The organism is Propionivibrio sp. (assembly GCF_049316945.1).
In the GTDB taxonomy this organism is placed as follows: domain Bacteria; phylum Pseudomonadota; class Gammaproteobacteria; order Burkholderiales; family Rhodocyclaceae; genus Propionivibrio.
On the sequence record NZ_JBMOJE010000147.1, the window covers coordinates 1 to 10696 of the forward strand.

Annotated in this window: 6 protein-coding genes; all 6 read right to left on the reverse strand. The window is 58.4% G+C overall.

The window, feature by feature from the left end; genetic code table 11:
• The coding region (locus ACOYNV_RS22630; protein WP_422902071.1) for a DNA methyltransferase at positions 1 to 1538 on the reverse strand (1538 nt) is incomplete at its 3' end.
• Complete coding sequence (locus tag ACOYNV_RS22635; RefSeq protein ID WP_422902072.1) at positions 1535 to 4927, reverse strand: helicase-related protein; 3393 nt, start codon at positions 4925 to 4927, stop codon at positions 1535 to 1537. The genes ACOYNV_RS22635 and ACOYNV_RS22630, both read right to left, overlap by 4 nt.
• Positions 4928 to 5174: 247 nt before the next feature.
• Positions 5175 to 6698: a CHAD domain-containing protein gene (locus tag ACOYNV_RS22640; protein ID WP_422902073.1), complete on the reverse strand. Its 1524-nt coding sequence runs from the start codon at positions 6696 to 6698 to the stop codon at positions 5175 to 5177.
• Positions 6699 to 7067: 369 nt separating this feature from the next.
• The gene (folP, locus tag ACOYNV_RS22645) at positions 7068 to 7841 is read right to left on the reverse strand and encodes a dihydropteroate synthase (protein ID WP_422902074.1); all 774 of its coding nucleotides are present in this window, start codon (positions 7839 to 7841) and stop codon (positions 7068 to 7070) included.
• 110 nt (positions 7842 to 7951) lie between these two features.
• Positions 7952 to 9835: an ATP-dependent zinc metalloprotease FtsH gene (gene ftsH / locus ACOYNV_RS22650; RefSeq protein ID WP_422902075.1), complete on the reverse strand. Its 1884-nt coding sequence runs from the start codon at positions 9833 to 9835 to the stop codon at positions 7952 to 7954.
• Between the two features lie 123 nt (positions 9836 to 9958).
• Positions 9959 to 10579 (reverse strand): 23S rRNA (uridine(2552)-2'-O)-methyltransferase RlmE, encoded by a 621-nt coding sequence (rlmE, locus tag ACOYNV_RS22655; RefSeq protein WP_422902076.1) that lies wholly within the window; start codon positions 10577 to 10579, stop codon positions 9959 to 9961.
• Positions 10580 to 10696: the final 117 nt, after the last annotated feature.

Here is a 10696-nt window from a genome sequence, read left to right on the forward strand (position 1 = left end):
GACACCATGGCCAGAAACAGGCGCAGCTTGGCGATCTCGCAAGCCTCTTCCATGATGTCTACGCCGTGCAGGTTGTCGGTGACAATGCGGCGCTTGATGTAGTAGCCGACGCTGGGGTGGTCTTTCTGGATGGCGCGCAGCCAGTTTTGCAGCTCGGTGCTGGCGCCCAGTTCGGCCCGGCCGACGATGGCGTAATAAACGTTGATCAGGCACTTGAGCGCAGCCACCAGAAAGGCGCCCGAACCTACCGCCGGGTCGAGGATGGTGATGCTCGGCAGAACCTCGTTAACCAGTTTGAGCGCGGTGCGCGCGTCCATGCGCGCCAGCAGGTCCGGCACGGTGGCGAACTTGATTTCCTTGAGTTTGAGTTCGGGTACGGCGGGTTCATATACGCGCTCCAGAATCATCTGGTGGATGCTGCGCTCGGCCAGATAGCCGGTGATTTCAGGGCGAGTGTAATAGGCGCCAAAGGCCTTCTGGTTGATGTATTTTTCGAAGATATAACCCAGCACATCGGGGTTGATTTCGTCTGCATCTCCACCGGGCGTGTCATCCAGATGCCAGGTAAAACTGGCAAACAGCTTGAAGATGCCGGCAAACGCGGCATCGGCCACGGTTAGCGTGGTGCCGACACGCGGGGTATGGCTGGCATCAAGCTCCAGCTTGTGGTGCAGGAACAGGCCTCCATTGAGGTAGGGGATTTTCCCCGTCAGCACTTTTGCCTGTGGGCTGCGCTCCGCTTCGGGCTTGGCAAAGGCTTCAAAGAACAGGGCGTTGAGGAATTCGCCGAAGAAACGGTTGGGGCCACGTAGCTGACTATCTTCTAATTTTTTGCTCAGGTAATCCGCATTCCCGCCATCCAGGAAAAATTTCTTCTGCATGAACCAGACGAACATCAGCCGGTTGAGCAGCACGCTGGCGTACCAGCGTTTTTCGCGCTCGTTTTCGATGCCTTTGATGTGGGCCAACAATTCCAGGTGTTGCTGCTGGTAGGCGGTGAAGAATTTTTTGGTGGTTTTATCCACGTCCAGCGCGGCCTGGATGCGCCGTGCGGCCTCCAGCACGGGCAGGCGGCCGGTGGCATCCAGCTCGGACAGTTCCACCACCATGGCCTGCAGTTTGGAGGCGAACAGATCCACGGGCTGGCCGCGAAAGTATTCATGGCGGCGGGCAGTAAGCCGGGGTTTGCCGGTCTCCGGGTGTTTGTCCCGCTTGACCCAGTACCACTGGCTTTGCGAGGCTTTGTCCTGGCGGTCGGTAAAGATCAGCAAGTTTTCCACATGGCTGTGGGCAATGTGCTTCCACACGCGGAGGCGCTGCTGCTCGTCTGGCCAACCTCCATCAACCACCACCTGAATAGCGACTACGCCACCCAGTTCGGCAACGGTGCGGCGGGTGAAGGCGGTTTCTCCTGCCGTATCAGCTTGCCAACTGCCTTCGGTGGGGGCGCGGTTCCAGCCGAGAACGTCTACAAATAAACGCGCAAAGTCAAAGGTGCCGAGGTACTTTTCAAAACCGGGAAAGTCAAGTTTGGTCATTCTGGATATTCTGTAATGAGGCCCATGGAGCACACCACGCGCGGCTCGCGCAGGGTCGTGTCGTCTTCGGCATAGGTCAGGCGACCTTCTTCGCGCAGGGACTTGACGGCCTCTGATAACTCTTCGTCATTGACGCCGCCACGCATCAGGCGGTTAAGCAGATCGGCGGCGGTTTCAAGCAAGGGGCGCTGGTACATGTCGTCCAGGGCGCGCTCCAGTTCTTCGTCACGGAACAGGGTTTTCATCTGCTCGGTGGCGTAGGGCTTGAGGCGCTCGTAGGCACGGCGGCGCGGGCTACTGGGGCGACCGAGGCCGCCGCCGACGGCTTTATCCTGACTCACGGCTAGCATCAGGCCATTTGCGACCAGATCGTGATGGTTTTCAAGCCGGGGCATGGCCGGTGTGCCTGGAGCGCATTCAGCAGCGCGCAGAATGGTGAACTGGGACTCGGTGACGGTCTGGCCATTCGACCCGATCCAGGCCAGGTGGTCATTGCCTTCCGGAGACTTGACGTACACCAGCGCGCCACCCTTGATTGCATCGGCACCGAACAACGGCAAGCGCGTGGCGTCGAGCGTAAAGGCCTTGGCCGAATAGACCACCGGCGGCAAGGCTTCGACGACGCGCGCCAGATCCGGGTTGCCTTCGGTGGCTTGCTTCCACACCTGCCAGGCGTAAGAGGCCAGGTCGACCTCGTCGTCGGTATCGTCCAGCACGCCTTGTTTCTCGGTATAGAGGTCGCGGATGACAGCGGCTTCTTCGTCTTCAAAGAAAGCTTCGTCGGTGCCGACCACTTCAGCGTTTTCCAGCAATCGCTGGCGAATGCGTTCGCGGAGCTGAATGAGCTGCTCAACACCATCTGCTGGCAAAAATGAGTAGCAATAAATCTCTTCTGCCCGCTGGCCAATGCGGTCCACCCGCCCGGCCCGCTGAATCAGGCGGATGATGGCCCACGGCAGATCAAAGTTAACGACAACGTTGCTGTCTTGCAGGTTCTGCCCTTCGGAAAGTACGTCGGTACAGATCAGCACGCGCACTTCGTCGGCCTTGGCAACGGTCTTGTTGTTGGACTTGGGCGAGAAGCGGCAGGCCATGGCGTAGGGGTCGGCACTGGCGCCGGTGGCCACCTCGACATGGGTCACGCCGGCCTTGCGCACTTCGCGGGCGAGGTAGCGGGCGGTGTCGGCGAACTGGGTAAAGATGAGCGCTTTGTCCTTGCCGTGGGTTTGCGTGATCAACTGGTGCAAGGCCTGCAGTTTCTTGTCGTGCGCCGGGTCCCACTGGCCTTGAGCGAGCAGAAGCTGGCTGAGTGTCCGGGTATCTTGCGCGAGATGATCGGTTAGCGAATCCTTGAACAGGCCGGGGCGTATCCACTTGAAGCGACGCTTGTACTCGCCGGCGTATTGCTGGTAAACGGCTTTGGCGCGAGCCATGCCATCCGCCACGCCATCTGTTTCGGCAACAGCGTCCACCAGGCCATCGAGCAGGTCTTCCGGGTTGCCTTCGACGCCTTCGGCATCTTCGTCTACGCGCTCTAGGTCGAGCAGGCCGGCGTCGAGCACGCCGACGGGCAAGTCCAGATTGTTTTCAATGGCGTAGAGATAAATCTGGTTGCGCAGGATGTGCCGGTCAATCGACTGCAGGAATGAGAAGCCGCTGGACTCCAGCCGCTTGAACAGGTTGGTGCGGCAAAAGCCCATCAGCCGTTTTCCCGCCCGGCCAAGGTTTTCGATGATCTTGCGCTCGGCTGCTGTGGCGATTTTTTCCGCTGGCGGGTCGACATAGAGACCCAGCCCGTAACGCGGTACATGCAAGGCGTTGATCTGGTCCACGACGGTCGGCGAATAGAGCCGGGCATAACGGTCAGCCGGGTCAGCCTCGTCAACGGGGAACTTGAGCGACAAGGGTTTGCGTACGGGGAAGTAACGTTTCTCCTCATCCTTGCCGGCGATGAAACGGCGGCCTTGCTTATCGGCCTCGGTGTAATGCTGGATGATGAAACTGCGGGTTCGGCGCACCATGTAGAGACGAATCAATTCGCGCCAATCATCAAACTCGTCGCTCTTTTCAATGGCCAGGATTGAGTTGACGCGGCACTGGTACTTGCGCTCGAACTCGGCTTCGCTGATGCCGGTCTTGCGCATGAAACGCTCGGGGCGAATGCCGATATTGGACTTTTCGTCAATGAACAGGCGCAACTGGGAAGACAGGTCGGCCTTGCTCTTGTTGTAGGGGGTGGCCGTGAGCAGGATTACTTTGGCATCGCAACTCTTGATGTAGTCGGCAATGGCTTTGTAGCGCCGGCCCTCGCGGTTGCGCAGGTTGTGGCTCTCGTCGATCAGCACCAGGCGGTAGCGCTTGAGGTCAGGCAGCTTCCTGATCACCTGGGAAACAGGCAACACCATGCCGCGCAGGCCGTACTCCTTGCGATAAGCTTCCCACATCGGCTCCAGGTTCTTGGGGCAGATGATCAGGGTTTCATAGCCCAGATCATCCTCGAACATGCGGGCCAGCGCGGTGGCCATGATGGTTTTGCCCAGGCCGACCACATCGCCGATCATCACGCCGCCCCGGCGATGCAGATGGCGGGCGGCAATCTTGACCGCGCTTTTCTGGAACTCGAACAAGTCCTGCTCAAAGCGCCCCGGCAGACGGAACTGGCTGAGGCCGGCGCGCGCCTCGGTGCTTAGATGGTAGGCGATGTTCAGGTAAATTTGGTGCGGGGGAATGGGTTCTTCGCGCGCCCAACTGTTCTCAATGATCGTTGCCAGATCGGCCGAGACGTCCAGCGCCCAGCGCTCGCCCCAGCGGGATTCGAACCATTGCGACAGCTTCTCAGTGCCCAGATGATCCAGCACATCGACGTTGAGTTCGCCGTGTCGCGACAAGCCCGACAGCGTGAGGTTGCTGCTGCCGACAAAGCCGGTGATCGGGTTGTTATGGTCGTCACGAAAGAGCAGATAGAGCTTGGCATGCAGCGGGTAGGGAAGGAAGAGCTTGACCACCACTTGCCCGGCGCGCAACTGGCGGGCCAGACGGCGAAGTCCCGCTTCATCCTGGCCGGTGGGGATACCGAGGGTGATTTGCTCGCGCAGATGGGCTGCGAACTGGGTCTTGAGGCGGCTGGCAGTGGCATTGTCGATCAGGCCGGATTCGTCGGTCTGACGGTACAACTCGCGAATCTCTTCATGTGGTGGCCGTTGCATACCAACCAGCACGCGGCACACCTGGCCTGCCGCCGGGTCCCACGGTGCTATCAAGTCATCAATCGCTTGCCAGCCCCGCAGGTTGAGGTAACCGACACAGAAATCGGAGCGTTTGGAGACTCGCATTGTGGCGCGCAGAGCGCCCAGCAAGTCCTGGTCAATGTTGTCGAATATGCGTGCCATTATTTTATTTGAATGTGGTTTCCCTTGATTGCGCATTGTGCACCATATTCAGCCGTGTCATGCCATGAAAAGACCTGGCACACTTGAAAAGCGCCGCTTGCCTGTAACACCCGTAAATAGGCGATCTCAGCGTAACATGCCATAGGAGCCGCATGGACATTGCCTTCCACGGCATAGGCCTTCGAGATGACTGTCCTGCTTGACTTCCAGGCCTGCTGTTAGTTTGAGAATCAACAATACTGCCCTCTCAAAGCCACGGTTTTCTGTTGGTCATGAATCCGCGCAGTTCATCATTCAACGCCGTAACCAGGAGTTGGGTTCGACCGGCAATCCAGCCTCTGGTCAGCGGATTCGGTTCGCCTTTTGGGTGCATTTCCTTGATCAGGCGTGAAGCGGTGACCTGATCGTTCAGGGTACCGAGCAGATCCTGCAGGGTTGAAAGGGAAAGTTGATAAGCCGATAAGCGCTTGCACGGCAATATCGGCGCAAAAAACTCGAGCGCATAGCGCAGCTTCTTGAAGGCAATTCGTAGCTCATGGCGACGTTCAGCATTCATCTTGCCGTGTTCGTTCACAAGTTGTTCAATCATTTCCGCCCGTTTTTGCAGCCGACGCCCAGCGAACTTGCGCAGCTTCAACGCTGATGCCTTGCCTTGGGCATCGATCGTTGGCGGATCGACTCTGAACAGGGCGGCAGAAAAAGCCAGCAACAACTGACTGTAATCCTTCTGCGTCAAAACAATGCCCGCCGATGCCTGGGCCTTGGCTTTGGTTGCCTCGCCTTTGGCGCGCAACACCGCCAGATCGGCATCCCCGGGAAAAGCCTCCTCAAGCGGGGCCAGCGTTTCCGTCAGGAAAACATCCCAGTCGCGCGCGCTCCCCAAGCCACTGGCCAGTTCCCGCCAGCGTGGTGAATAAACCTCGACAAAGTCGACACCGAGCACCGGGGAGAAGAGTTTGAAGGCCGAACGCAGGCGGCGGATGGCGACTCTGGCTTGATGCACGTACTCCGGATTTTTCCCGGCGATGGCCCCGGCTTCATTACGCTGAAGCTGAGTCAGGCAGGATAGCGCAATCGATCGAAAAGAATCGACCGGTGACATATCCTTGTTGACTGTAGAAACGAACCCCTTGACTGGATTGGCCAGCACACCCTCGGCCAGCGCATAGCCACGTTCCGCCTTGCTGGCTATTTCGGGGTGCAGATGCAGGTCGCTGGCCAAGGCTATCGCCAGATCAAAAAGCGCGTCGGGCGAAGCGCCCTCAACCAGTTCCAGTTCCACTTCGCAGAGCGGTTCGCTGACTGGCGCAGTATCCCCGGCAACCGGTATCGCGTTGATCTTGCCCCGGTCGAGTGCCAATTCTACAACCGACCCCGCCTGATCGAGAGTCCATGCCGTACGCGTGAAATCTGTCGAAAAGACGGGTTGCAGACGCGAATGCTGCGCCTCCAGAAACTCGCGCAACCCGCTGTCGGTAACGATGCTGAAATCGAATACGCCGGGTTGGGTGGGAGCTTCCCACTCGCTGCGCTGTGCCAGGCCACCGGCACCGGAGGCACCGCATTTGACCGTCATCAGCCAGACGGCCCAGCCCTTGCGCCGCAAGCGCAGCGCAATGCCGCGCTGGCGCAGGTCAAAATCCGGGGTGTCGTAATAAGTGTTGAGCAGTTGATACTTCTGCGGCTTGTTTCCGGACAATACCGGGTGGGCCTGCAAGCGCCGCGCCTGTGCGGGTGACAGGCGTAATTTAAGCTCGATTTCTTTGGCCATTCGATTTTCTTTCTTTTCCCGGTTTCTTTCTTGCTCAGCCGAACCGATCAATGAGTGAGATTCAACTCAGGTTCACAGAGCCCTGCGGTCAATGCTTGAGGTTAGCAGAGATGCAACCCGCTTGTCTTGCTGGAAAACGTTACGCATTTCCTGCGGCGAAGCTTGAATGGCAGGGTGAGAGCCTGAGAAAAAATCAAAAATCCACCGCAAAGGCGCAAAGGTGCAAAGAAAACGTGCCGCGAAGAAAATCCCGTGTAGCAAAGGAACGCCATTGTTTGCAAAGGTTTTCTTTGCGAAACCTTTGCTCCTTTGCGCCTTTGCGGTAGGGGCTAGGTAATTTTTCACAGCCTCTGAGTTCGCTACGGAGCCTCAAACGGAACAAACCGCCTGCCAGACGGCCAAGGCGTCACGCGTATCCGCCACGTCATGCACGCGCAGAATGCGCGCCCCACGCTGAGCAGCAAGCAAGCCTGCCGCGATGCTGGCCGACAAGCGCTGCTCAACCGGCCGACCGGTGATAACGCCCAGCATCGACTTGCGCGAGATACCAGCCAGCAACGGCAGACCGTTGATCGCGATGCTGTCGAAATGACGCAGCAATTGCAGGTTGTGCTCAAGCGTCTTGCCGAAACCGAAACCCGGATCGAGTACCAGGCGATCATGCGAAATACCTCCGGCAACAGCGACGGCCACCCGCTCGCCAAGAAAATCACGTACCTCGCCAACCACATCGCCATAGCCCGGACTCTGCTGCATGGTCTGCGGCTCGCCCTGCATGTGCATCAGGCAAATGGCGCAATCGGCTCCGGCTACCGCCTCCAGGGCGCCGGGCATGCGCAGGGCGAAGATGTCGTTGATCATCGATGCACCATGCGAGATGGCGGCACGCATCACCTCCGGCTTGTAGGTATCGATGGAGATCGGCACGCCACAGTCAGCCAAGGCTTCCAGCACCGGCAGCAGGCGGCTCAATTCTTCATCAAGCGAGGCGGGAATGGCGCCAGGGCGAGACGATTCGGCACCAATATCAAGCAGGTCAGCGCCGGCGTCAATCTGACGGCGGGCGTGCGCAATGGCTTGTGCGTTGTCGGCCGCCAACCCATCGCCGGAGAAGGAATCCGGCGTCAGGTTAACGATGCCCATGACCAATGGCCGGTCAAGGGACAGTTCAAATTTTCCGCAACGTAGCATAAAAACCCGACGTAAAAAAACCGGGGGAACTTACTCCCCCGGTCTGGTTTGATTCACCCGGCTCAGGCCGGTGCGGCTGCGGTCGGCGCGGCATCCGGCGGAGGCGTGTCCGCAGAATTCGTCGCCTTGGGTTGCGGCATCTTCGGCGGGCGTGGCGGCTTGCCTGCCATGATGTCGTTGATCTGGTCAGAATCGATCGTCTCCAGTTCAAGCAGCGCAGCGGTCATCGCTTCGACCTTGTCGCGGTTTCCTTCGAGTACCTTGCGCGCCAATCCATACTGCTCGTCGATGATGCGGCGAATTTCAGCGTCGACCTTCTGCATCGTCGTTTCCGACATGTTCTTGTGCGTTGTCACCGAACGTCCGAGGAAAACCTCGCCTTCGTTCTCGCCATAGACCATCGGGCCGAGTGCGTCGGACATGCCGTAACGCGTGACCATATCGCGCGCCATTTGCGTGGCACGCTCGAAGTCGTTGGAAGCACCGGTCGTCATCTGATTCATGAACAGTTCTTCGGCAATACGACCACCGAACAGCACGGCGATGCGGCTCATCAGATAGACCCGGTCATAGGCGTAGCGGTCTTCTTCCGGCAGTTGCATGGTCAAACCCAGCGCGCGACCGCGCGGGATGATCGTCACCTTGTGCACCGGATCGGACTTGGGCATCAGTTTGGCAACCACCGCGTGACCCGACTCGTGATACGCCGTATTGCGCCGCTCTTCCTCGTTCATGACCATGCTGCGCCGCTCGGCGCCCATCAGGATCTTGTCCTTGGCTTTCTCGAAGTCTTCCATGTCGACCAGGCGCTTGCTGGCGCGTGCGGCAAACAAGGCGGCTTCATTGACCAGATTAGCCAGATCGGCGCCCGACATTCCCGGCGTTCCGCGGGCCAAAATGTCGGCCTTGACGTCGGGCGACAGCGGCACCTTGCGCATGTGCACGATGAGAATCTGTTCGCGGCCACGGATATCGGGCAGCGGCACCACCACCTGACGGTCAAACCGACCCGGACGCATCAGCGCCGGATCTAGCACGTCCGGACGGTTGGTCGCGGCAATCACAATGACGCCAACACTGGCCTCGAAGCCGTCCATTTCGACCAGCATCTGGTTCAATGTCTGCTCACGCTCATCGTTACCGCCACCGAGACCGGCACCGCGCTGGCGACCGACCGCATCGAGCTCGTCAATGAAGATGATGCACGGCGCATGCTTCTTGGCATTCTCGAACATGTCGCGCACACGAGCGGCGCCGACACCGACGAACATTTCTACGAAATCGGAACCGGAGATCGAGAAGAATGGGACTTTGGCTTCGCCGGCAATCGCCTTGGCCAGCAAGGTTTTACCCGTTCCCGGATTGCCGACGAGCAGCACACCCTTGGGAATACGGCCACCAAGTTTCTGGAATTTTGAAGGGTCGCGCAGGAAATCGACCAGTTCGGAGACTTCTTCCTTGGCTTCGTCGCAACCGGCAACATCGGCGAAGGTGATGCTGTTGGTCGACTCATCAAGCAGGCGCGCCTTGCTCTTGCCGAATGAGAACGCACCGCCACGTCCGCCGCCCTGCATCTGGCGCATGAAGAACACCCAGACGCCAATCAGCAGCAGCATCGGGAACCAGCTGACGAAGATGCTCATCAGGAATGACTGCTCCTCTTCCGGCTTGGCTTCAACCTTGACACCATGCTTGAGCAGATCCGATACCATCCACAGATCGGGAGGCGCGTAGGAGGTCAGCTTCCGCCCGTCGCTTGTCGTCGCCTTGAGCACACGCCCCTCGATCACCACCTTGGTGATCGAGCCGCGACTGACTTCCTCCATGAACTGCGAATATTCCATCGAGGCTTGAGCGACCTGACGGGTATTGAACTGGTTGAAGACCGTCATCAGAACCAGACCGATAACCAGCCACACGGCCATATTCTTGAACATGTTATTCAATGCTGTACCTCTTCCTCGTTGCTCTTCAGGGGATTCCTGAAAAAATATGCATTGCACAAAAACGTAATTGTAAAGCTTCTCAAGGCATTCTGGCAGTGAAGCCTGCGCCGTTCAAGAGGAAAATCAGGCCTTCAAACCCTTACCCAGCAAATACACCTCAGCACTTCGATCGCGCGAAGCATCCGGTTTGCGCGATGAAACCGTTTTGAAAACCTGTCGCATTTCGCGAACGAAGTCCTCGTAACCATAACCCTGAAACACTTTGACCAGAAAAGCACCCTCAGGTTTCAGCCAGTTCCGCGAAAACTCCAGCCCCAACTCGGCCAGATGCATGACTCGCGCCTGATCCGAGAGAAGAATGCCTGACATATTGGGGGCCATATCGGAAAGTACAAGCCCCACCTTCTGCCCAGCCAACATTGTTTCCAGATGTTGCAGCACATCTTCTTCGCGAAAATCGCCCTGGATGAAATCAACGCCGTGCAAAGGGTCCATCTCCAGCAAATCCAGCGCAATGACCCGACCTTTGCCGTTCATCCGCTTGGCGGCCACCTGCGACCAGCCGCCGGGAGTCGCTCCAAGGTCAACAACGACCTCACCGGGACGAATCAGGCGATCCCGGTCATCGATTTCCATCAGCTTGAACGAGGCGCGGGATCGATAGCCTTCGGCCTTGGCGCGTTGCACGTAGGGGTCATTTACGTGTTCGCGCAACCACGCATTACTCGTTCTGGTTCGTTTCATCGCTTAAAACTCGGTAAAATGCGTTCTTTTAACGGGCATGGCCTTAATAGCCACCCCCAAGCAATGAAAGCCCTGCCCGTTCCCCTCACCCCCGACCCCTCTCCCAGAGGGCGAGGG